General features: G+C 64.2%; 17 protein-coding genes. 6 read left to right on the top strand and 11 right to left on the bottom strand.

Annotated elements, in window-relative coordinates:
• The first annotated feature begins 82 nt into the window (after positions 1 to 82).
• Together LMTR3_RS26070 and LMTR3_RS26065 are read left to right on the top strand one after the other, a co-directional pair.
• Positions 83 to 1,174, top strand: a complete 1,092-nt coding sequence (locus tag LMTR3_RS26070; RefSeq protein WP_065747814.1) for an SMP-30/gluconolactonase/LRE family protein — start codon at positions 83 to 85, stop codon at positions 1,172 to 1,174.
• A gap of 123 nt (positions 1,175 to 1,297) precedes the next feature.
• Complete coding sequence (locus tag LMTR3_RS26065; protein ID WP_065747813.1) at positions 1,298 to 2,017, top strand: ribonuclease activity regulator RraA; 720 nt, start codon at positions 1,298 to 1,300, stop codon at positions 2,015 to 2,017.
• Between the two features lie 123 nt (positions 2,018 to 2,140).
• On the opposite strand, the gene LMTR3_RS26060 is transcribed toward LMTR3_RS26065, so the two are convergent.
• The 8 genes from LMTR3_RS26060 to LMTR3_RS26025 form a co-directional block, all read right to left on the bottom strand.
• Positions 2,141 to 4,255 (bottom strand): S9 family peptidase, encoded by a 2,115-nt coding sequence (locus LMTR3_RS26060; protein WP_065747812.1) that lies wholly within the window; start codon positions 4,253 to 4,255, stop codon positions 2,141 to 2,143.
• Between the two features lie 167 nt (positions 4,256 to 4,422).
• Entirely contained in the window at positions 4,423 to 6,135 is a 1,713-nt protein-coding gene (locus LMTR3_RS26055; protein ID WP_065747811.1) for an ABC transporter permease, read from the bottom strand.
• A gap of 121 nt (positions 6,136 to 6,256) precedes the next feature.
• A complete protein-coding gene (locus LMTR3_RS26050) occupies positions 6,257 to 7,324 on the bottom strand; it encodes an ABC transporter substrate-binding protein (protein ID WP_065747810.1) in 1,068 nt (355 codons plus the stop codon).
• An 18-nt stretch (positions 7,325 to 7,342) separates the two neighbouring features.
• Entirely contained in the window at positions 7,343 to 8,413 is a 1,071-nt protein-coding gene (locus tag LMTR3_RS26045; RefSeq protein ID WP_245319994.1) for an ABC transporter ATP-binding protein, read from the bottom strand.
• 198 nt (positions 8,414 to 8,611) lie between these two features.
• Positions 8,612 to 9,796, bottom strand: a complete 1,185-nt coding sequence (locus LMTR3_RS26040) for a pyridoxal-phosphate-dependent aminotransferase family protein (RefSeq protein ID WP_065747808.1) — start codon at positions 9,794 to 9,796, stop codon at positions 8,612 to 8,614.
• Between the two features lie 202 nt (positions 9,797 to 9,998).
• Positions 9,999 to 10,784: an LssY C-terminal domain-containing protein gene (locus LMTR3_RS26035; protein ID WP_084029815.1), complete on the bottom strand. Its 786-nt coding sequence runs from the start codon at positions 10,782 to 10,784 to the stop codon at positions 9,999 to 10,001.
• 196 nt (positions 10,785 to 10,980) lie between these two features.
• The gene (locus LMTR3_RS26030; RefSeq protein ID WP_065747806.1) at positions 10,981 to 11,712 is read right to left on the bottom strand and encodes a thermonuclease family protein; all 732 of its coding nucleotides are present in this window, start codon (positions 11,710 to 11,712) and stop codon (positions 10,981 to 10,983) included.
• A 306-nt stretch (positions 11,713 to 12,018) separates the two neighbouring features.
• The gene (locus LMTR3_RS26025) at positions 12,019 to 13,752 is read right to left on the bottom strand and encodes a hypothetical protein (protein ID WP_065747805.1); all 1,734 of its coding nucleotides are present in this window, start codon (positions 13,750 to 13,752) and stop codon (positions 12,019 to 12,021) included.
• A 413-nt stretch (positions 13,753 to 14,165) separates the two neighbouring features.
• Between LMTR3_RS26025 and LMTR3_RS26020 the strand changes: the two genes are divergently transcribed.
• On the top strand, positions 14,166 to 15,002 hold the full coding sequence (locus LMTR3_RS26020; RefSeq protein WP_065747804.1) for a caspase family protein: 837 nt from the start codon (positions 14,166 to 14,168) through the stop codon (positions 15,000 to 15,002).
• A 464-nt stretch (positions 15,003 to 15,466) separates the two neighbouring features.
• Here the strand turns inward: LMTR3_RS26020 and LMTR3_RS26015 are convergent, their stop codons facing one another.
• From LMTR3_RS26015 to LMTR3_RS26005, 3 genes are all read right to left on the bottom strand, one after another.
• Positions 15,467 to 16,369 carry an efflux RND transporter periplasmic adaptor subunit gene (locus LMTR3_RS26015; protein ID WP_065747886.1) on the bottom strand — a complete coding sequence of 301 codons (903 nt, stop codon included), beginning with the start codon at positions 16,367 to 16,369 and terminating at the stop codon, positions 15,467 to 15,469.
• Between the two features lie 70 nt (positions 16,370 to 16,439).
• Positions 16,440 to 17,312: an alpha/beta fold hydrolase gene (locus tag LMTR3_RS26010; protein ID WP_065747803.1), complete on the bottom strand. Its 873-nt coding sequence runs from the start codon at positions 17,310 to 17,312 to the stop codon at positions 16,440 to 16,442.
• A gap of 81 nt (positions 17,313 to 17,393) precedes the next feature.
• The gene (locus LMTR3_RS26005; protein ID WP_065747802.1) at positions 17,394 to 18,269 is read right to left on the bottom strand and encodes a class I SAM-dependent methyltransferase; all 876 of its coding nucleotides are present in this window, start codon (positions 18,267 to 18,269) and stop codon (positions 17,394 to 17,396) included.
• Between the two features lie 344 nt (positions 18,270 to 18,613).
• Here LMTR3_RS26005 and LMTR3_RS26000 point away from each other — a divergent pair, with 344 nt between their 5' ends.
• The 3 genes from LMTR3_RS26000 (at position 18,614) to LMTR3_RS25990 (ending at position 21,045) form a co-directional block, all read left to right on the top strand.
• Complete coding sequence (locus LMTR3_RS26000) at positions 18,614 to 20,194, top strand: winged helix-turn-helix domain-containing tetratricopeptide repeat protein (RefSeq protein WP_065747885.1); 1,581 nt, start codon at positions 18,614 to 18,616, stop codon at positions 20,192 to 20,194.
• 140 nt (positions 20,195 to 20,334) lie between these two features.
• The gene (locus tag LMTR3_RS25995) at positions 20,335 to 20,562 is read left to right on the top strand and encodes a tautomerase family protein (protein ID WP_065747801.1); all 228 of its coding nucleotides are present in this window, start codon (positions 20,335 to 20,337) and stop codon (positions 20,560 to 20,562) included.
• Between the two features lie 216 nt (positions 20,563 to 20,778).
• On the top strand, positions 20,779 to 21,045 hold the full coding sequence (locus tag LMTR3_RS25990; protein WP_084029804.1) for a YjiS-like domain-containing protein: 267 nt from the start codon (positions 20,779 to 20,781) through the stop codon (positions 21,043 to 21,045).
• Positions 21,046 to 21,342 lie beyond the last annotated feature (297 nt).

The following is a 21,342-nucleotide window of genomic DNA, read 5'->3' as shown; positions in this document are numbered from 1 at the left end:
CTTCGGACCATCCCGGAATGACGTGCCCAAAACCAATAAAGAACCGACACCAAACAAAAAGCATCACAGGGGAGGACGACAAATGACCATCACTCGACGCAATCTGCTCGCAGGCGCCGGCACCGCTGCTACCACGACGCTGCTCGCGCGCACCGCCCTCGCGCAATCGTTCCCGTTCACGCCGAACCAGCGCTATCCCGATCCCGCCGTGCAGATCCTCGATCCCAGCTTTGCAAAATACCGGATCTATTCCTCGACCATTGAACAGGTCGCGACCGGCATGCGCTGGGCCGAAGGGCCGGCGTATTTCCCCGAGGGCGGCTATCTCTTGTTCTCTGACATTCCCAACAACCGCATCATGAAGTTCGACGAGAAGACCAACCAGACCTCGGTCTTCCGCGCCAATGCCAATTACGCCAACGGCAACGCGCGCGATCGTCAGGGCCGCCTCCTCACCTGCGAGCATTCGGTCACCCGCCGCGTCACCCGCACCGAGAAGGACGGCAAGATCACCGTGCTGGCCGACAAGTTCGAGGGCAAGCGGCTGAACGCGCCGAACGACGTCGTGGTGAAATCCGACGACACCATCTGGTTCACCGATCCCTTGTTCGGCATCAACGGCGAGTGGGAAGGCAAGAAGGAAAAGCCCGAGCAGGCGACCACCAACGTCTATCGCCTGACCAAGGACGGCAAGCTCACCGCCGTTGTCACCGACATCTTCAATCCCAATGGCCTGGCGTTCTCGCCGGATGAGAAAAAGCTCTATGTCGTGGAATGGAAGGGCACGCCAAACCGCAGCATCTGGAGCTTTGACGTTAACGACGATGGCACGGTGGGAGGCAAGACCAAGCTGATCGACGCCGCGGATCAGGGCGCGATCGACGGTTTCCGCGTCGACCGCGACGGCAATCTATGGTGCGGCTGGGGCTCCAACGGCGCGCTGCAGCCCGAGCCGACGGATGTCGGCGGACGCAGGGTGTTCCAGCTCAAGGGCAAGCCGGAGGATCTCGACGGCGTCGTGGTGTTCAGCCCGGCCGGTAAGCCGCTAGCCCACATCCGCCTGCCGGAGCGTTGCGCCAATCTCACGTTCGGGGGTGCGAAGAACAACCGCCTCTACATGACAAGCTGCCACTCGGTCTATGCGCTGTATGTGGAAGCGCACGGGGCGGTCTAGCCACCCGTCGTTCCGGGGCGCGCAAAGCGCGAACTATGGTGCGCACTTGCGCACCTGAGAACCTCGAGATTCCGGGTTCGATGCTGGCGCATCGCCCCGGAATGACGTCAAAGGACAAATGAAATGACAAAACTGAGCGACGCCACCCGCAACAAACTCAAAACCGTCTCCACGGCCACCGTCGCCACCGCGCTGTTCAAGCGCGGCTTCCGCATTCAGATGATTCAGGATGTGCACCCCTTGGGCCCCGATCAACTGGTGCTGGTCGGCGAGGCTTTTACCTTGCGCTACATGCCGGCGCGCGAGGACCTCAACAAGATCGACGTGTTCCGCGACCGCAGCCACCCGCAGCGCAAGGCGATCGAGGATTGCCCGCCCGGCGCGGTGCTGGTGATGGACAGCCGCAAGGACGCCCGCGCCGCGTCCGCCGGCGCCATCCTGGTGACGCGGCTGATGCAGCGCGGCTGCGCCGGCGTCATCACCGACGGCGGCTTTCGGGATTCCGCGGAGATCGCAAAGCTCGGCTTCCCCGCCTATCACCACCGCCCGAGCGCGCCGACCAATCTCACGCTGCATCAGGCGATCGAGATCAACGTGCCGATCGGTTGCGGCGACGCTCCGGTGTTTCCCGGCGACGTCATTCTTGGCGATGCCGACGGGGTGATCGTGATCCCCGCGCATCTGGCCGACGAACTCGCCGACGAGGCGGTCGAGATGACCGCGTTCGAGGATTTCGTCACCGAGCAGGTCCAGAACGGCCGCGGCATTTTCGGGCTCTATCCGGCGACCGATCCGCAGACGCTGACCGATTTCGCGGAGTGGCGAAAGAAGAACGGGCGTTAACTGCGTGCCCCGGACGCGGCGCAGCGCAAAGCGATGCGCCGCAGAGCCGGGGCCCATGCGTTGGTGGGTCCCGGCTCAGCGGTGCTGCGTTGCACGCCGCACCGCGTCCGGGACACGAGCGCCTCACGCCTCACCCTTCTCCGCCAACCCGACCGCCCACAGCGCAAACGCATAGGCGATCGCGACTTCATCGAGCCGGTTGAAGCGGCCCGATGCGCCGCCGTGGCCGGCGCCCATGTTGGTGCGCATTAGCACCGGACCGCCACCGGTCATGGTCGCGCGCAACCGCGCGATCCATTTCGCCGGCTCCCAGTAGGTGACGCGCGGATCGGTCAGGCCGCCCATCGCGAGCACGGCGGGATATTCCTTCGCCGCGATATTGTCGTAGGGCGAGTACGACAGAATCGTGCGAAAATCCTTTTCGCTCTCGATCGGGTTGCCCCATTCCGGCCATTCGGGCGGCGTCAGCGGCAGCGTGTCGTCGAGCATGGTGTTGAGGACGTCGACGAACGGCACTTCGGCGACGATGCCTGCGAACAATTCGCCCGCGCGATTGGCAACCGCGCCCATCAGCATGCCGCCGGCGCTGCCGCCATGGCCGACGAGGCGCTTGGCGCTGGTGTATTTTGCTTCGATCAGGGCGCGGCCCGCGGCGGCGAAATCGTCGAATGAATTGGTCTTCTTCTCGCGCTTGCCGTCGAGATACCAGCCCCAGCCTTTGTCCGCGCCGCCGCGGATATGCGCGATCGCATAGACAAAGCCGCGATCGACCAGCGACAGCCGGTTGGTCGAGAACGACGCCGGCATTGCCATGCCGTAGGAGCCGTAGCCGTAGAGCAACAGCGGCGCGTTGCCATCGCGCACGAGGTCCTTGCGGTGCAGGATCGAGACCGGCACTAACGCGCCGTCATGCGACGCCGCCATGATCCGCGTGGTGACATAGTCGGCCGGGTCATGGCCGGACGGAATCTCCTGCCGCTTGCGCAAGACGCGCGTTCGCTTGGTCATGTCGTAGTCATAGACTTCCGACGGCGTCGTCATCGACGAATAGGAAAACCGCAGATTGGTGGTCTCGAATTCGTAGCTGCCCATGGTGTCGAGCGAATACGCCGCCTCGTCGAAGGCGATGGCGTGTTCCTCGCCGTTACCGAGATCGCGGATAATGATCGCGGGCAGCGCATTGGCGCGCTCCAGCCGCACCATGTGGTCGGCATAGAGCTCGACGTCGAGCACGTAAACGCCCTCGCGATACGGGATCAAATCGCGCCAGTTGGCGCGCTCGGGCGAGGCGAGCGGTGCGGTGACGACCTTGAAGTCGATCGCGTCATCCGCATTGGTGAGAATGAACAATTCATCGCCGCGGTCGGCGATCGAATACTGCACGCCTTCCTCGCGTGCCGCCACCAGCCGCGGCGGCGCTTCGGGATTGGCGAGATCGATCAGCCGCTGTTCCGAGGTCTCGTGATCGCCGCCGGCGATCACGCAGAAACGGCCGGAAGAGCTCTCGTGCAGATGGGTAAACCAGCCGGAGTCTTGCTCCTCATAGACCAGCGTGTCGTCCGGCTGCCTCGTGCCGAGCCGGTGGCGCCAGACCTGCATCGGGCGATGGTTGTCGTCGAGTTTGACATAGAAGAAGCTTTGGCAATCCTTGCTCCAGACGATGCCGCCATCCGTCTCCTCGACGAGATCGTCGCGATCGGTTCCAGTCGCCCAGTCGCGCACGCGGATCGAGAAATATTCCGAGCCCTTGGTATCCGCGCTCCACGCATGCAATTTGTGATCGGGCGAGTGCCGGGCGCCGCCGAACTTGAAATATTCGTGGTTCGTGGCCAGTGCGTCGCCGTCGAGCACGATCTGCACGTCGCCGCCATCGCGCGGCGTGCGGCCGAACATTTCATGCTGCCCGCCCTCGCGGAATTTTCGCAAATAGGCGAACGGGCCGTCCGGCGACGGCACGCTGGAATCGTCTTCCTTGATCCGTCCGCGCATTTCCGCGACCAGCTTCTTCTGCAGGACGGCGGTGTGGCCGAGCAGGCTCTCGGTGTAATCGTTCTCAGCTTCCAGATACTTGCGGATGTCCGGGTCGAGGATCGAGGGGTCGCGCAGCACTTCCTGCCATTGCGGGTCCTTCAGCCAGGCATAGTCGTCCTGCACGGTGACGCCGTGCGTGGTGAAAGTATGCGGCCGGCGCGGGGCGATCGGCGGCGAGAGGGGCTTGTTGGCTAGGGTCTGTGTCACTCAATCCTCGTATGGCTCGATGAACGAGCCTTATATCGGGGTGAACGGATAGATTACCAGATGCGCCGATCCGTAGGGTGGGCAAAGCGACAGCGTGCCCACCTTTCCTTGCGGGGTGCTTGATGGTGGGCACGGCGCAAGAGCGCCGTTGCCCACCCTACGGGTTGCTAACTATTCCGCAACTTCGCCCCGGCGCCGCCGAACATCGGGATCCGGTTCACCGCAAGCACCACCGCAAAGGTGATCACCAGCATGGCGATGCCGAGCACCGAGATCGCGGCGAGGTCGCCGCTTTCGTTGAGGTCGTAGATCAAAACCGACAGCACCTTGGTCTGCGAGGTGAACAGCACGATCGCGGCGGATAACTCCCGCATCACGCCGATGAAGATGAAGCACCACGTCGCGATCACGCCGGTGCGCAACAGGGGCGCGGTGATCTGGCGCAGCGATTGCAGCCGGCTCGCGCCGAGAATGCGGCTGGCGTCTTCAAGCTCGGGGTGAATGGTCGCGAACGCTGCCTGCAATTGCTGATAGGCCGAAGGGAGATTGATGGTGAGAAACGCCAGCAGCAGGATCCACAGCGTGCCATAGAGCACGAAGGGTGGCCGCGTGTAGCTCAAGAACAATCCGACACCGAGCACGATGCCGGGCACGGCAACCGGGGCGGTGGCGAGAAAGCCGAGCATGCGATGGCTCGCGATCACGCGGCGGGTCGTGACATAGGCAACCACGAGCGCGAGAATCGTGCCGATCGTCGCCGTCGATGCGCCCAGGACCACCGTGTTCTTCAGCGCAAGCTGGGTCGACGACAACTCGGTGAACACGAAGACGACGTTATGCAGCGTCGCCGTCGACGGCGTCACCAGCGTGGTCGCGTTCGGCGAGAACGCTGCGTTGAGCAGCGCGAAATAGGGCAGGAACACCGGATTGAGCAACACGAGGAGGCAGAATGCCAGCGCGGCCCAGCGCCATGGCCCCATTTCGATCGGCCGCGGCGGGCCATATTTGCCGCCGAGCACGGAGTAGCCGCGGCGGCCGAGCAGAAATTTCTGGCCCTGCAGCAGCAGGATCGTCAGCAGCAATAGCGGCACGGCGGCGGCAGCAGCCAGTTCCAGCTTCGGCGGATACTGGAACAGGCTCCAGATCTTCGTCGTCATGGTATGGAAGCCGGCCGGCAACGCCAGGATTGCCGGCGACCCGAACAGCGTCATCGCCTGCAGGAACGCTATCAGCGCGCCGGCGACCAGCGCGGGCAGCGCCAAAGGAATCGTGACGCGCCGCGCCGTGGTCCAGGCCCTGCCGCCGAGAATGGCCGAAGCATCCTCCAGTTCGCCCGGCATGTTGTCGAGCGCATTGGCGACCAGCACGAACACAAAGGGAAAGGTGTAGCAGGAGATCACGAAGATCAGCCCGGTCAGCGAATAGATGTCGAACAAGGGATCTTCGGCGCCGGTGACGTAGCGATAGAGCTGGTTCAGCATGCCGCTGTTCGGCGCCGCCAGCAGTTCCCAGGCGACCGCGCCGAGAAACGGCGGTGTCACGAAGGAAGCCGTCACCAGCGCGCGGATGATCTGCCGCCCCGGCATGTCCGTGCGCGACACCAGCCAGCCGATCGGGGCGGCGACAAGGCAGCAGGCCGCCGCGGAAGTGGTGGCGATGATCGCCGTCGTCAGCAATGGATCGAGGAAAGCGGGGTCGGTGAACAGCGTGACGAAATTCTGCAGCGTCGGATGCCGCGCCTTGTCGGTGAATGCAAAGACCGCCAGCCACGACAGCGGCAGCACGATCAGCACGATCATGAAGGCGGCGAACAGCCACAGGATGGGGCGGGTGAGGTCGATGCGGCGTTTGGGGGTGTCGGTGGTGGTGATGGTGGTCATGCGAAAACTCTCTCCGTCATTCCGGGGCATCGCGAAGCGATGAGCCCGGAATCTCGAGATTCCGGGTCTGGTCCTTCGGACCATCCCGGAATGACGGCGGTGGATGTGGCCGACAGCATCCTCAAACCCTGAACAGCCGCGCATAGCGCGTCTTGATTTCTTCCATCATCTTCTCGACGCCCTCGGCATCCTCCTTCATCAGCTTGATGTCGGAAATCTTCCGCCGGCCAGGCTTCGACTGCACCTGCGCGTGAACCGAATATTGCGCGCTGAAATCGATAAAGAATTGTTGCGTCTCGCGCGTATGCAGCCATGCCTGAAACAATTTTGCGGCATTGGGATGCTGCGCGCTCCTGAAGATGCCGGTCGGTCCCGAAATCGTCGGCGTGCCTTCGGTCGGGTACACCGGCTCGACCGGCTGGCCGGCTTCCTTCAACAACACGATGCCGTATTCGTTGCCGTCGGCCATCACGGCGCGTTCGCCGAGCGACAGCTTCTTCGGCGGATCGGTCGACGACTGTACCTGCATCACGCGCTGCTTCGCCAGTTTTTCCATGTACTCCCAGCCGAGTTCGCGAACGAGCTGAAACGTCGCGGTCATGATGGTGCCGCTATAGGCCGGGTGGGCCTTGACCATCTTGCCCGCCCATTTGGCGTCGAGCAGGTCGGCAAAACTCTTCGGCGCGTCTTCCGCCTTGACGAGATTGGTGTTGTAGGCGATCGACGACAGCCACATCCGCGAGGTCGCAAACATGCCGTCGGGATCGCGATAGCCTTCCGGAAAATGTTTTGCGACGTCCTCCGGCACGAACGGCATCAGCCAGCCGCTCTTCTTCCAACTGATGAAGTGCGAGGCGTCGGAGGAGTTGACGATGTCGGCGGCGTGAATGTTGCTCGCAAATTCCTGGTCGATACGCTGAAACAGTCGCTCCGAACCGGAGCGCTCGATCTGGATGGTTACGCCCGGAAAGGCTGCCTCGAAGGCCTTGCCGAGCTTTTCGCCGACCGGCAGGTCCATCGAGGAATAGAAGATCAGCTTGCCTTCCTTCTTCGCCGCCTCCACCAGCGCAGGCGTGATCGCGACCGGCTCCGGCGCCTGGGCACGGACGGGAGAGGCGAAGACGCTGCCAACCGCGAGCGCAGCCGGGCCCTTCAGGATGTCGCGTCTTGAAAGCTTTCGTCCCCTCATCGCGTCCTCCCGCTTTGCTTATCGGCTCAGCGCCCGGCAGCGCTCGGGCGGCAGCGTCAGCCAGACCTCGCTGCCCTTTTGCACGCTGGTTTCGGTCGGCGTGGTGGCGCGCAAACTGCTGCCGTCGGCCACCTCGACCATGTAGTCTCGCACCGCGCCGAGATAGACTTGCCGCGTGACGACCGCCTTGACCGCATTCTCTGCTGAAGCGGGCGCCTGCGTCGAAAGCCCGATATCGTGCTGACGGATCGCGACAACGGCGTCCTGGCCTGCCGTGAGCGGTGCGCCGACCACCTTCAATGTCGCGCCCGCGAAGGCAACGTGGTTGGCATCGCGTGCGGTACCCTTGATGACATTGCTGGCGCCGATGAAGCGGGCGACGAAGCCGGACTCCGGCCGTGCGTAGATGTCTTCGGGCGTGCCGAGCTGGTCGATCCGGCCGCCGTTCATGACCGCGATCAGGTCGGCTGTGGTCATGGCCTCGGACTGGTCGTGGGTGACGTAGACGGTGGTGTAGCGATATTCGTCGTGCAGGCGGCGGATTTCGAACCGCATCTCCTCGCGCAAATTCGCATCGAGATTGGAGAGCGGCTCGTCGAGCAGCAGCGTCTCGGGCTCGACGATCAGCGCGCGCGCCAGCGCCACGCGTTGCTGCTGCCCGCCGGAGAGCTCGCCGGGATAGCGCTGCGCCAGCTCCTCCAGCTTGGTCGTGGCCAGGATCGCCGCCAGTTTTTTCGCGATGGTGTCGCGGTCGAGCTTGCGCAGGCGCAGGCCGTAGACGATGTTTTCGGTCACCGTCATATGCGGCCACAGCGCGTAGCTCTGAAAGATCATCGACATGTTGCGCTGCTCGGGCGGCAGCGTGCGCGCGCACGACGACACCAGTCGCTCGCCGACATGGATCTCGCCGTCGGAAGGTTCCAGAAAGCCCGCGATCAGCCGCAGCGTGGTGGTCTTGCCGCAGCCCGACGGCCCCAGCAGGCAGACCAGTTGTCCGTGATCGATTCTCAGGGAGACGTTATCGACCACCGCAAGCGAGCCGAATCGCTTGGTCAGGCCGCGCAAATCAACGGACGCCAATCGCCTCACTCCCACTCGTGTTCTTGCACGGATCAGCGCCCGGCTTGGTATGCCAGTATACGCGCTAATGCGGGTTGGAAAAGAGTAGGATGGGTGGAGCGAAGCGATACCCATCATTTAGATGCGGCTGAAGAGGCTGCGCGGACGCCGCCTCTCTCACCATGTGAAATACGGTGACGCGTCCTGCGAACGCAGGGATGACAACTTCTACACGCCGACGTTCTCGCCGAGATACTCGATCGCGGCTTCGGTTCCGCCCTTGCCATGTGGAATGCCGAGCGCGTTGAGGCCGACCTCGACGACGCCGAGCGTGCCCAGGATCATCGGCGCATTGACATGGCCCATATGGGCGATGCGGAAAGCCTGGCCGGACAAATCGCCGATCCCGGTGCCGAGCACCACGCCGCATTTCTCCTTGCAGTAGCGCTGCAGCGCGGCCGGATCGTGGCCGTTCATGGTCACCGTCGTCACGGTGTTCGAGCGCTCATTGGCCTCCGCGATGTTGAAGCCGATCACCTGGCCCTCGCTCCAGACCGCGACCGCGCGGCGCACCGCCTCGGCGAGCAAACGATGGCGCTGAAACGCGTTTTCCAGCCCTTCCGTCTGCAGCATGTCGATTGCCTTGCGCAGCGCGAACAATAGATGCACCGGGGCAGTGCCGGCATATTTGCGGTAATGCTCGCTGCCCTCGCGCTCGGTCCAGTCCCAATAGGGCGTGCGCAGGTTGGCCTTTTTGTGCACCTCGCGGGCGCGGTCGTTGGCGGCGACAAAGCCCAGGCCGGGCGGCGTCATCAGGCCCTTCTGCGAGCCGGACATCGCGACGTCGATACCCCATTCGTCCATCTCGAACGGCATGCAGCCGAGCGAAGCCACGGTGTCGACCATGAACAGCGCCGGATGGCCGGTGGACTTGATTGCCTTGCCGATCGCTTCGATGTCGTTATAGGCGCCGGAAGCCGTATCGACCTGCACGGCGACGATCGCCTTGATGGTGTGGTCCTTGTCTTGCCGCAGCCGTGCCTCGACCTCGCTCGCGCGGATCGCGCGGCGCCAGTCGCCCCTGAGCACCTCGACCTCGGCGCCCATCGCAGCCGCCGCCTGGCCCCAGCCGATCGCAAAGCGTCCGCTTTCCAGGACGAGCAGCTTGTCGCCACGCGACAATACGTTGGACAGCGTCGCTTCCCACGCGCCATGGCCGTTGGCGATGTAGATGTAGGATTTGCCTTTGGTAGCGAACAGCTTTGAGAGATCGGCGAGCAGGCTTTCGGTGAGCTGCACCATCTGGTCGGAATAGATGTCGAGCGCCGGGCGATGCATCGCCTGCAGCACTTCGTCGGGCATGGTGGTAGGTCCCGGGATGGCCAGAAATTCCCGGCCCGCGCGAACGGTCATTTTTTGGTTTTCCTTAATTGTAGAACGTCAGGGGAGCGGCATCGGTCGAAGGTCGGCATAATATTGGATCGCAACCGTCATTGCGAGCCACCGGGTCGCACAAAAATGTGCGCCCGATGACAGGCTCCGCGAAGCAATCCATTCTGTAATTTGATGAGAAGGGAATTGCTCTCATTGCTCCGCTCCCCACAGTCATCGCAGGTCATTTTCCCATCGCATTGGCGATCGCGCGCCAGATCTGATCCTTGAGCTCGGTCGCCGGCGGGCTCGGGATCGTCACCGCAGGCCCCTCGCGCTTCTTGCAGGCCTCGACCAGCCGCAGCACCCAGATTTCGCCGTCGGTGTAATAGGCGTCGCCGCCGCCGTTCCGCCCTGCGATCGTCGGGCCGATGCCGGTGACCTGGTATTTCGCGTCCACCATGCCGGCATTTTCCAGGTCAGTCGCAAGCAGCGCGCGCTCGGCATCGAGATCGGGCGAGATGTGGTGCGTGACGGCGGCGGTGTATCGGCTCACGCCGACGCCGCGATCCTCCGTCGCAGCTCCGAGCCAGACCGGGCGCTTCTCCTCGCCGCTCTCCAGTACTTTCCAATAGCGCACATGGTTGCGGCGGTCGGCACTGGTCCCAATCGGCTTTTCATAGGCGAGATCCTCGCGGCGACCGAGGTAATAGAGGTTGCTCACCGGCGCCTCCTTGTAGGGGCGATCGAGCAGCACGCTGCCGATGATCTCGATCGAGGATCTCAGCGTAATCCGGTCGGCCGGATACCAGCCCGCAGCATGCATCGCGCAGACCACGTCGCGCTGGTCTCCGATCAGCCCGACATTCATGGGATCGCCGGGAATGCCCTGCGCGGTGCGCGTCACCATCGGCATCTCGGCCAGCCCGCGCTGATGCTCGTAGTGAGTCCAGAAGCCCGGCAGCACCAGATAGGCGAGCAGGACGTAACCGCCGAGGATGACGAGCGCGAGCAACAAGACGCGGTTCAGTCGCGAATGATTTCGAACCTTGGCCACGTTTCTGAGTTCTCGCCGCTTCTGTTGTGGTGGTCAGGATACTCGATAGCGCGGGGGCTTTCATCCTTCGAGACGCGCCTGGTGCCGCTCCTCAGGATGAGGTCTGAGACCCCTCATGGTGAGGAGGCGCGCCAGCGCCGTCTCGAACCATGAGGCCACGGAATGGCCGCTACCGCCGTGTCTCGCGACAACCGGCAGCTTCGGCCTCCTCGACCGAGCAGAACCAGCGCGTGCCTTTTGAGATCTTCATCTCGATCTTCGCATACCAGCGGCTTGTCGGCTGGTGATAGATGCACTCGCCGGACCGATTGACGTTGCCCTTGATGGTGCAGTCGGGCGAGGGCGCCACCGGTCCGGATGCCGAGGCCAAGAGCACCGCCCGCGCATTCTCCGGCGGCGTGACGGCGCCGAGAACGGCGGTTTTCTTGTTGCGGATACGCCAGTCCCACGGCGCGATGAACGCGCCCTGCCACATCCCGGCCTTGGCCTCGCGCGCGGCCTTCTCGTCGGCGTCATAGTCGCGCGAGAGGCGCGTCAGCGCCAGCGCCCAGCCGTTCGACACCAGCCATTTCTGGATGTCCTCACCGTCGGCCTCGCAGCGCGCCACCGTGCGGCCGCGGCGATCGGCCACCGCCCTTGTATGACAGGTCCAGCTCTTGGCCCCGAAACGCTTGATCAGCTCGTCGCGCGCGGCAGCGCCGCAGGTCCAGCGTTCGCCCTTGGTGTTGAGGCAGAGCTGATCGACGGCCGGCGCGTCGATGCCGCCGAGGCGAATGCGCGTGTGGCCGATCTGGAGCTGATCGCCCTCGCGGATTTTCGGAACGCCGGTGATGTCGGCCGCGTGTGAGGTGGCGGGCAGTGACAGCAGCAAGAACGCGAAAAGCAACGTCCGTAATTTCATCGGCAATCCCGGTCGCAAAATGATGCGGATTGTGCGGACAATGGAGCCGTCTTGCCAGAGCAGGGGTGTCGCACCGCTTTCAACTTCCCGCGAGATGTTCACCCTCCCCTGGAGGCCCCTGGAGGGGGAGGGTCGGCTCACATGGAGCGTAGCGAAATGTGAGGCGGGGTGGGGTGATCTCTCAACACGGGCGCTGTTGGACGTGGAGAGACCGTCACCCCACCCCGCCGCTCATTACATGAGCGGCGACCCACGAGCGAGCTTCGCTCGTCTCGAACCCCTCCAGGGGAGGGTAAGCACCGCGCGTCACGCATTGCCCTTCGTCATCGCCCGCCGCGCCAACGCCAGCCCCATCAACACGAACGCCGACGTCACTTCCGGGCCGCCGACCAGAATCCGCGTCGGCGTCTTCATCTTGTTCCACTCGTACGCCCGGTACGGCCCGTGCCTGCCGCCTTCGCCGAGACTTGCGACGATGACATGCAGCGCCGGCGCGAATGTCGAGACGTCGGCGCCGAGATGCGCCAGCGCCATCAGCGCCAGCGCGGCGTCGAACGGGTTCATCTCGCGCGCGATCAATTCACCCTCGACATAGGCGAGCACCTTCTCGCGGATCAGCGCGAACGCGCCGTCCGGATCGATCGCCTGCCGCGCCGCTTCCGGCAATGCCATGAACGCGGCATGGCAGCGGCCGAAATAGGCGGAGTAGAGTTCCGGCAGGTAATAGATGTGCGAGCGCGGGTTCTTGAACGCGCCGCTTTCGGCAAGCCGCCGCTGGAAGCCCAGGATGCGATGCACCGTCTCCAGCCGCTGCGGCGTCTCGAGGATCTTCCAGCGCGAGAGGTTGCGGAAGGATACTTCGAGAATATCGAGGTTGAGCGTCGGATCGAGATCGTTGCCATAGGGCCGGTCGCCGGCGAGATTGTCGATCCAGGTGACGACGCCGCCCTCGTAGTCGATATTGTCGTTCAAAGGCACGGTGACGCGCGGCTCGTTGGCGCCCTCGCGCACCTGGTAGCCGCGATAGAAGTCGAGCAGCGGCTGGTCGAGGATCGGATCGGTGCAGCCGGCTTGTGTGGCGGCCGAGAACGAGCACGCCGTGGTGTCGCAGTCCGGCACGTAGATGCCAAAACCTAAATCCTGCTTGATCTGCGAGAAGAATTTTGAAAAGCGCGGATGCGGCAGCGGCGCCAGGGCCGTGATGACGTTCACGGTGGTGCCGTCATGCGCGGGCACTTCCTCGGCCGAGGTCTTGAGACAAAAATCGACCATCTCCGCGATCGCGCGCCTGGAGGCCGCGGCCTCGTCCGAAGACGCCAGCCCGGTCTCGACGTAGCTGAGCAGCGCCTCGGTGAAGAACGCGTCGTAATAGGCCGAGCGGTGGCGGATCTGCATCGGCTGCCACATCGGCTCGGCAATCCCTCGCCAGGGCGGGTTGATCAGCGCGCGCGCCGGCGAATGCGCGATGAAGATCCGCGCCAGGCTGAACAAGAGCGTCGAGTTCTTGTAGCCGCGCGAGTTCAGCCCGGTCAGCGCCATCAGCATCTCGCGCCCGCCCATGTCGGCATCGCCGATCAGGTTGAAGGCGGCATAGGTCGGGATGAAGCCGTTCCTGGCGAACGAGCCGAGCAGATGCGCGCCACAGCGGCGGATCACCCGGTCGATTTCGCGTCGCCCGGGCGGGCGGCCCGGTGCCGCCACCGGCCCGGGGGCGGGGTGGCGGACATTGATATCGGCCATCAGCTCGGCGATCGGTTGCCCCACCGCGGCCCAGTCCGGCTCGGCATCGTCGCGCGCCCGTCGCAGCGCCTCCTGCAAGGCGCCGAGCCGCTTCTGGTCGCGCAAGGCCGGGTGCCCGGTCCGCCGCAACAGCGGCCGCAGCGCCGGGTTGCCCAGCGCCGTGCGATAGAATTTTCCCAGATGGGGGTCGCCGCCGCGGTATTTCAGCAGCACGGGGTCGCAGACGTCGTAGAGCGACGGGCCGTCTTTCCGCGCGGTCAGCGCCCGAAATGCGGCGCCGGCGATGGTAGAAAAGCCCATGCAGTTACTTTCCGCCGGAACGGTGAAGGGAGGGCCACGTTGAGCACGATCCGTAAAACTCCGGTAGTCCCGGGGCTTTGGAACGGGCTCGATGGGAGTCCACGCAGCCACCGCCGGCCGGATGGGCCTGCAAGCCCTTGAGAACTAACCAAATCCTGCAGGGAACACAATGTGATATGGGTCACTTACTTGGCGTTAACCCTCCTCCATAGTCGGCTGCAATTGGTTCCATGCGTCGAATGAGGTTGTCCGGAAGGGCCCGACAGGATAAAAGACCGTTGTTGCGGTGCCGCAAATTGAGCGCAATTGGACGGCACACACCCGGCAACCCCATCAAACCTGAACGGTCCGCACGCGACTAACTGGCGCGGTCTTGCTTGGCGCTTTGGACAAACTTGGGAATGGAAACGCGAATGAACCTTGGTCAGCTCTGCATTTCCCGCCGCACCGTCACCATTGCCGTGGCTTTTGTCGGCCTGGTGTCGCTGGCGATCGGCGCCCATGCTGCGCTGAACAAGCGTTCGCTCGACGCCGCCAAGGCGATCGGCACCGAGCAGACCGGTGCGATCGGCACCTCGGCCCGCGTCGCGCTGGTGATCGGCAACGGCCATTATCCGGATGCCGCCGCGCCGTTGTCCCAGCCCATCAACGATGCCCGCGGCCTCACGGCTGCATTGCGTGCCAAGGGTTTTGACGTCGACGTGGTCGAGGACGCCACCAAGGACGACATGGCCCGCGCCGTCGCCCGCCTGAAAGACAAGATCAAGCCGGACACCGTCGCGATGCTGTTCTTCGGCGGCTACGGCGTTCAGGTCGGCCGCGAGAGCTTTATGATTCCGGTCGATGCCGCGATCTGGAAGGAAGCCGATGTGCGCCGCGACGGCGTCAGCATTGAGCAGGTGCTTGATACGATGACCGAGAAGGGCGCCAGCGCCAAGCTCGTCGTCGTCGACGCCTCCCGCCGCAACCCCTATGAGCGCCGCTTCCGCTCCTATTCCCACGGCCTCGCTCCGATCTCCACGCCGGAGAACGCGCTGATCCTGACCTCGGCCACGCCGGGCAAGGTGGCCGACGACGGCAAGGGCCAGTACAGCGTGCTGGTCACCGAGCTGCTCAACAATTTGAATTCGCAATCCGGCGTCGCCAGCGCCTTCAACAAGACCCGCATCTCCATCTCCCGCGCCTCCGACGGCGAGCAGGTGCCCCAGGTGTCGTCGTCCCTGCTGGAAGACGTCCGCCTCGGCGGGTAAGGCGGGCCGAGCTCCCCAGGTCGTCCCTGCGGAACGCAGGAAAGCGCCGCCGCAACGGCGCTGCCCCCCTCTCCCGCTTGCGGGGGAGGCGTAGGCGGCCTACCGCCGCCGTCCTTGGTTTAAGAACGCCGATGCGTAGCATCGGCTATGGGTGGGGGTGCCTCCGCCTCGGTGCTGACAGCTATTTTTGCGTAACCGACATAAATCGTAGGCGTGTTGTCGCCGCTTGCTCCGCTCACCTCGCCCCGCTCGCGGGAGAGGCATAGGCCGCCTTCGGCGGCCGTCCTAAGCACGCCAAAGCGAAGCTTTGGCTATGTCGCATCGCAAGATGCGATCCGGGTGAGGGGGTACCGGTCTCACCGTTTGGCTTTAGTGCTCGCGGAGGCACCCCCACCCCAACCCTCCCCGCAAGCGGGAGAGTGAGTGCACCGCCGCCGCGGCGCCATAAAATTCTAAGTAGTGCCCTACTTCCCGTCCGCGCTCGCCGTCACCGCGCGCACCGGATCGCCCTCGCGCAGCAGCGCGCCGGCGCGCGCTACCACGATGTCGCCTTCCTGCAGGCCGGAGGTGATCTCGACCTGGCCGGCCGACATCAGCCCGGTCTCGACCCGCCGCGTTTCGACGCGGGCGCGCCGCACCACCTGCACCACGGTGCCGGCGGTGCCGTAGAGGATCGCGGTCAGCGGCACCGCGACGCCGCAGCTCTGCCCGGTCCTGATCTGCGCGCGGCCACTTGAATTGACGAGCAGCCGGCGGTTGGTGGTGACGCCGACGAACACCTGCGCGAGCTGGCTGTTCGGCTCCACCGTGGTCGACAGCCGCCGCACCCGCCCATCGACCTCGCCGGCGCCGATCACCTTGATCCGCGCGGTCTGGTTCACCTGCAGCTTGGCGATATCGCGCGTCGGCACCATGCCGACCAGGTCGAACTCGCCGCGCGCGATGATCGAGAACAGCGCTTCGCCCTTGCCCGACGCCATCGCGCCGACGGCGGCCGTCGTGGCTGAGATCACCCCGCCCACCGGCGCCTGCACCGAAATCTGCCCGCCTTCCGGCAAAGCCAGCCGCGCCAGCACCTGCCCCGCGGTGACGCTGTCGCCCGCATCCACCATCACCTCGGCCACCTTCAGCCCCATCCGCTCCGGCCGCACCTGCGTCTCCTCGCGCGCAATGATGTTGCCGGAGACTTCGACGATATTGGCAAAACAGGATTTTTGCGCCTTGAGCACGGTGACCGCGGCGCCTTTGGGCGCGGCGGGGTCGGCGTCCTCGGCGGCGCGGAGCGGGGAGGCGGAAAGGCAGATCAGGCCCGCGGCAATCAGGGCAGTGAGCCCAAGTGTAAGGTCGCGCGCGCGGAGGATGGTCATCGGCATTTCGTTCCCGGTTTCGGTCTTACCGATACCAGAAGGCCGACAGGAGAGCCAAGCGCCAAGAATCTCACCCCTCCGCCCGGCTGACGGCCTCCGCCGGCGCCGCTTCGAGCGCCAGCGGAACGCCTGCGAGTTCGTCCGCGCGGGCGATATGTCTCGCGATCGCGGGATTGACCGACGAGGCATGGGTGAGCGGGAGCATATGGCCGGCAGCCGGCAAATGCTGGATATCGGCGCAGTCCATGATCGCGCCGAGCCGCTGCACGATGCGTTGGGTGAGATAGGGCGACAGCCCTCCCGAAAGCAGCAGCGTCGGGACGCGAAGCGAGGCCGCCGCGATCGGGACATTCTCTTCGGCGAACGCCGCCGTGAAATCGAACGCAAGCTTGTCGGCGCGCTCGATCATGCGCAGACGCGCGCTGGCCGGTAGCGGATCCTGCGGACCGGAGCCGTTCCAGAATTCGATGAACATGTCGATCGCTTCCAGCGCCGATCCATTCCAGATATCCTCGGAAACGTCACGGGCGACTTGCGCGAAACGCGCGTGCAGCCGCCGGTCTGCGTCACTCTCGCACAGCAGTGTCGGCAGCACCGGCTCGATCAGCGTCAGGCTGCGCAGGCGATGCGCGAACGGGGAGCAGGTCGCGATCTTGAACGCAATCGCGCCGCCGTAGGAATGGCCGACGAGATGGATGGGGCCGTCCGCATCCTGGAGCTGGCCGCTCAGGCATCGAACTTCCTCAGCGAGCGTCAGCGGCAGATCCGCCGCGCAGCAGCTATTGGTACCATAGCCCGCGATGTCAGGGGCGAAGAATGGATGCTCGCGCCCGAGTTCATCGGCGAGCGTCTTCCATTGGCGGCCTGAGCCCAGCGAGCAATGCAGCGCCACGACACAAGCCTTTTCGCGATACGCGCGCGAGATTTCAATCACATTGCTCATCGAAATGCTCCTGATTTTTATGCGTGGCGCCGCCGGCGGCGCCACGCATATGGCTTCCGCTGAAGTCTTCGGCGCGCCGTTTCACCACTTGGTGATGACGACCTCGAGATATTCGCTGGGAACGACCATCGTGCTGTCGCCGGAGCGGTTCATGCGAACGATCAGGGCATACAGATCGTTATGCAGCTCTTCCTGTTTCGCCGGCTCGAGGGCTGCAAACGCTTTCAGCACCGGGCCGTAATACGTCTTGAACACGTCGAGGAAGTGCGCCGGCGAGCGATAGCGAAACTTGAACAAGCGCGATTCCGCTCTGATCGAGCGCGCGCCAGCGTCGAACATTTCGGTCAGCCGCGCGCTTGTGCCCCACAGCGCCGGCGATTTGGTGCCGGCGGGCGGCGGCAGATACTTGCCGAGCGTCCTGAAGACCTGTCCGATAAAACCGTCCGGCGTCCAGTTCGCCAGGCCGATCCGGCCCTTGGGCTTGCAGACCCGTATCAGCTCGGCGGCCGCGCGGTCCTGGTTCGGTGCGAACATGACGCCGAAGGTGGAGAGCACCGTGTCAAAACTGTCATCATCGAACGGCAGGTTTTCCGCGTCAGCTTCCCTGAATTCGATGGGCATGCCTTCCGCCGCGGCGCGAGCCCGACCGCGCTCCAGCAACGCCGGCACATAGTCGGTCGAGGTGACGTCGCACCACCGCCGAGCCGCAGCGAGGCTCGCCATGCCATTGCCGGCGGCGACATCGAGCACCTTTGAGCCGGCCCTGAGATCGAGCGCCTCGCAGAGTTCCTCGCCGACGATCTGCAGCGTCGCACCGACAATGGCGTAATTGCCGGACGACCATGCGGCCTGTTGACGCGCCTTGAGTGCTGCAAGGTCGGTGGCGGGTGGGGCGGAATTGGCTTGGGCAGAATCGGCTTGAGTCTGGGTCGCTGCAGTCGCTGTCTGTCCGGCCATCGGGATTTCCTTCTGGGATCATGCGGCCACGGAAGGGGGCCGCGATGAACCGAACATGGCCCTGGCAGGACCTAAAGACTGTGATGCGAGGCTGATTTTGCCTTGAGGGCACCCTGATTTTTCAGTGAGATGCCTCTTTTTGTGAGATTTTTCACACGGTCCCGCCGGGTAATTCGCTCTACCTTTCCCGGGAGCATGATCCGGAAAAGTGGATACCGGTTTTCCCTCGGGACAAACGCGGAGCGTTTGCCCGGAGATCATGCTCCAACAGGAAGTGCGGGACGAAGTGACTGAAAATTACGTGCGGTCCGAAGTGATCTATGACCATTAACCGGGATGAAGCCGTGCAATTTCACTTTTCCAACCATGTCCTCGATGTCGACCTTCGCGAGCTGATCCGCGGCGGCGAGAGCGTGGCGGTCGAACCGCAGGTGTTCGATCTATTGGTTCATCTGATCGAAAACCGCGACCGCGTCGTCACCAAGGACGATCTGATCGAGAAGGTGTGGGACGGCCGCATCGTCTCCGAATCCACGTTGACGAGCCGGATCAACGCCGCGCGCAGGGCGGTCGGCGACAACGGCAAGGATCAAATCATGATCCGCACGCTCGCGCGAAAAGGTTTTCGCTTCGTCGGCGACGTGCAGCCGAAAGCCGCAAACGGCCGCGGAGCGCATGCCGGTGGGCCCCAGCCGTTCGACCTCGCCGGCGAGCCGCTGCACCCGCCCCTGCCGGCGCTCGATCGCACCGCAATTGCAGTGCTGCCGTTTGCCAATCTCTCTGGCGAGCCGGGGCAGGAATATTTTTCCGAAGGCATCAGCGAGGACATCATCACCGCGCTGTCGAAGCTGCGCTGGTTCTATGTGATCGCGCGGAATTCCTCGTTCAGCTACCGGGGAAAATCCGTCCATCACCAACAGATCGGCGAGGAACTCGGCGTCGGCTATGTCGTCGAAGGCAGCGTGCGCAAGGACGGCGACCATGTGCGCATCACGGCCCAGCTCGTCGACGTGGCGAGCGGCAGTCACCTCTGGGCGGAACGCTACGACCGCAATCTCGCCGACGTGTTCGCCGTGCAGGACGAAATCACGCAGGCAGTCGTCGCGGCGATCGAGCCGCAACTCTACGCTGCCGAGGATTTCCGGGCCCGGCGCAAGACGCCTGAGAACATGGATGCCTGGGATCTGGTGATGCGGGCGCTATCGCATTATTGGCGCGTGACGCGGCAGGACAATCTGGTCGCGCAGGCGCTCTTGGAAAAGGCAATCAGTGTCGATCCTTCTTACGGCCAGGCGCTCAGCCTGCTGGCTGCCTGCCACACGTTCGGCGCCCATATGGGCTGGCAGGAAATGTCCAGGGCCGTACCAACGGCGGAGCGCGCGGCGCTGGCGGCGATCCGGGCCGACAGCGAGGACGCGTGGGCGCATTATGCGCTGGCCAGCGTCTATCTGTTCAACCGGCGTTTCGATGATTGCATCGCCGAATTCGAGCTGGCGCTGCGGCTCAATCCGAATTTCTCGCCCGCGCGCGGCATCTATGGTGTTGCGCTGTCCTATCGCGGGCGCTGGGAAGACGGTGATCGCGCGGCGCGCGAGGCGCTGAAACTCTCACCCCGCGATCCCTTTGCCGCGATCTATTGCGGCGTCGCCGCCTATTGCCAGTATGTCGGCAAAAACTACGCAGAGGCGATCCGCCTCTCGCGTGAAGCGCTGCGGCAGCGCGCCGACTTCGTCGGCGCCCACCGCGTGCTGACGGCCTCCCTCGGCATGGCCGGCGACACTGGCGCCGCCAAAGCAGCCGTCGAGGGCCTCCGCTGCGCCCAGCCCAACATCTCGCTCGCCTGGCTGGCCAGTGGACTGCCATTCGAGCACGAGACTGACAAGGCACATTATCTGGAAGGGTTTCGGCGCGCAGGCCTGCGATAATTGAGATTTGGAATAGGTTCGCGGCGATATCTCAAGAGAGTCTGGACGGCAAATCATAGCGGTCTGAAAGTCTTGGCCGGTCGTAACGGGCATGTTGACGCTGCCGTCGCTGCCGCGAGGCAAGCATCAAGGAGAACTGCATGCCATTGATAGAGGTTCACGTCATCGAGAACGTGTTCAATTCCGAGCAGAAGAGCCAGATGATCAGGAAGCTTACGGACGCCATGGTGGCGATCGAAGGCGAGAACATGCGCGGCGTTACCTGGGTCAAGATTTCTGAAGTCGCGAGCGGCGATTGGGGCGTCGGTGGTCAGCCGCTGACCACCGAAGCCGTCAAGGATCTCGCGGCCGGACGAAAGGTGGCCTGACGAGCTTCGTCTTGCATCACCGGCGGGCTGGCCCTGCCGGTGATGCGGTTCATCGTTCCCTCATTTTAGATCCTTGATCCAGCCGGGTCCGGTGCTCGTCGCGCCTTCAGGCGTACGTACCGAAGCCTGCTGACACCATGCTGGCAGCAGGCCTTCGATAGAGAGGGTGCCCGGCAAGCTCACCGGGTTCCGGCTACCGTTTGAAAGAAAATAGCCATGACTATGCTGACCACCATTCCGGCCTCCGCCACCAGACCATTTGCCTGGCGAACTGCGGTTTGGCTCGCGCGCCTGCGCCGTCTCGTCAACCGCTTCCTCGCAGCGGTCATTGCGCGCCACGAACGGCACGCCATGCGCGAGGCCCTGCGCAAGCTCGACGATCGCCATCTCGAGGATATCGGCATGTACCGCACGCAGATCGACAGCAGCCTCGAAGAATTGGCGCAGACCCGCGCGCGAATGCAGCAGCCCGGTTGGCACTGACAGGCGGGGGCGTCCACGTGGCTTGTTGTCAGGCGGCCGCGGCGGTTGCCGCAACGCGGTGCGTGCGCGGTTGAACAAATTTCTCCAACGGTCTCAACGTGATTTGCCCCGTCCAGTCCTGCGCGCAAAAATATTCCGCTTCGCGATTGACCCAAATCAGTCCTACAACTCCGCGCATCCCGTCCCACCAAGAGGGGCGTATCGCCATCGTCACGGACGTTGGGGCGGGGTGCGGTGGACGCAGGCAGCGTCGGGGCGCAGACTTAGCGCCGGCGAGCGGCGCTGAAGCGTACGGTG

The sequence above is a fragment of the Bradyrhizobium sp. LMTR 3 genome (genome assembly GCF_001693485.1).
In the GTDB taxonomy this organism is placed as follows: domain Bacteria; phylum Pseudomonadota; class Alphaproteobacteria; order Rhizobiales; family Xanthobacteraceae; genus Bradyrhizobium.
The sequence above is the reverse complement of the archived record's forward strand: the minus strand, read 5'-3'. Positions and strand labels throughout refer to the sequence as shown.

Excerpts from the sequence above, each read along its gene's own strand:
- LMTR3_RS26070 (WP_065747814.1), top strand. The coding sequence starts at position 83 with ATGACCATCACTCGACGCAATCTGCTCGCAGGCGCCGGCACCGCTGCT.
- LMTR3_RS26065 (WP_065747813.1), top strand. The coding sequence starts at position 1,298 with ATGACAAAACTGAGCGACGCCACCCGCAACAAACTCAAAACCGTCTCC.
- LMTR3_RS26055 (WP_065747811.1), bottom strand. The coding sequence starts at position 6,135 with ATGACCACCATCACCACCACCGACACCCCCAAACGCCGCATCGACCTC.
- LMTR3_RS26050 (WP_065747810.1), bottom strand. The coding sequence starts at position 7,324 with ATGAGGGGACGAAAGCTTTCAAGACGCGACATCCTGAAGGGCCCGGCT.
- LMTR3_RS26040 (WP_065747808.1), bottom strand. The coding sequence starts at position 9,796 with ATGACCGTTCGCGCGGGCCGGGAATTTCTGGCCATCCCGGGACCTACC.
- LMTR3_RS26030 (WP_065747806.1), bottom strand. The coding sequence starts at position 11,712 with ATGAAATTACGGACGTTGCTTTTCGCGTTCTTGCTGCTGTCACTGCCC.
- LMTR3_RS26025 (WP_065747805.1), bottom strand. The coding sequence starts at position 13,752 with ATGGGCTTTTCTACCATCGCCGGCGCCGCATTTCGGGCGCTGACCGCG.
- LMTR3_RS26020 (WP_065747804.1), top strand. The coding sequence starts at position 14,166 with ATGAACCTTGGTCAGCTCTGCATTTCCCGCCGCACCGTCACCATTGCC.
- LMTR3_RS26015 (WP_065747886.1), bottom strand. The coding sequence starts at position 16,369 with ATGACCATCCTCCGCGCGCGCGACCTTACACTTGGGCTCACTGCCCTG.
- LMTR3_RS26010 (WP_065747803.1), bottom strand. The coding sequence starts at position 17,312 with ATGAGCAATGTGATTGAAATCTCGCGCGCGTATCGCGAAAAGGCTTGT.
- LMTR3_RS26005 (WP_065747802.1), bottom strand. The coding sequence starts at position 18,269 with ATGGCCGGACAGACAGCGACTGCAGCGACCCAGACTCAAGCCGATTCT.
- LMTR3_RS25995 (WP_065747801.1), top strand. The coding sequence starts at position 20,335 with ATGCCATTGATAGAGGTTCACGTCATCGAGAACGTGTTCAATTCCGAG.
- LMTR3_RS25990 (WP_084029804.1), top strand. The coding sequence starts at position 20,779 with ATGACTATGCTGACCACCATTCCGGCCTCCGCCACCAGACCATTTGCC.